Source organism: Actinomadura logoneensis (assembly GCF_003428695.1).
GTDB lineage: Bacteria > Actinomycetota > Actinomycetes > Streptosporangiales > Streptosporangiaceae > Spirillospora > Spirillospora logoneensis.
Genome location: NZ_QURH01000420.1, coordinates 1 through 863, shown reverse-complemented (window position 1 = coordinate 863; position 863 = coordinate 1). Strand labels below are relative to the sequence as shown.

Annotated in this window: 1 protein-coding gene; it reads left to right on the top strand. The window is 78.7% G+C overall.

Annotation, left to right across the window (positions count from 1 at the left end):
- Nucleotides 1–818, top strand: an 818-nt coding sequence (locus tag DZF91_RS23065) for a hypothetical protein (protein WP_207661895.1), incomplete at its 5' end; no start/stop codon positions are given.
- Nucleotides 819–863: the final 45 nt, after the last annotated feature.

The window sequence follows — 863 nt, the reverse complement described above, 5'->3', positions numbered from 1 at the left end:
CGGCCGGGCCACCAGGCCGCCGCCCGCGGACCCGTCGCCGACCAGCGGGGCGGCGGCCCCGCGCCGAGGAGCTGATCGAGATGCCGACCGAACCCTCCGACCGGGCGCGCGACACGCGCCGTCCCGACACCGCCGGGAAGGCGGCCGTCCCCGAGCCGGTCACGCAGCCCCAGGACCGCGTGGTCGCCGGGCACCCGGGACGGGACCAGGCCGGATCCCGGGGTACCGCACCTCGCGTCCCGGGATCCGGTGCCGACACCGGGGAGCACAAACTGCCCGGAACCGACCCGGACGGGCATGTCCCGGCCGGTGGCGCCGCGACGCCCGGTGAGCAGGCGCCCGCAGGACGCACGGCCGACGGCGAGAGCGCCGCGGACCGGGAAGCCGGAACCCGGACGGCCCCAGGCCAGGCCCCAGGCCAGGCCCCGGGCCAGGCCCCGGGCCAGGCGTCGGCGGGCGGGACCAGCACGCACGTGGCCGGCGCGCCCGGAACCGCGACCAACACCCGTGCCACGGGGAACGGCGCGGCGACGGCCGCCGGCGGCGACACGCTGCTTCCAGCGGAGGAGGCCGCGCGGTTCCGGGAGCTATGGCACGAGGTGCAGTCCTCGTTCGTGGACGACCCCGGCGCCTCCGTCCGGCGCGCGAACGAGCTGACCGGCGAGGTGGTCACGGCCATCGGCCAGGCGCTGACCGCGCGCCGGCACGAGCTCGACGGGCGCGCCCGCGACGGCGGCCAGGACGTCTCCGACACCGAGCGGCTCCGGCTGGCCCTGCGCGGCTACCGGGACCTCGTGGACCGCATGCTCGGCGCCTGACGAAGAGGTGGGACGCCGCCGTCCGGACGGACATGATCCGTCCGG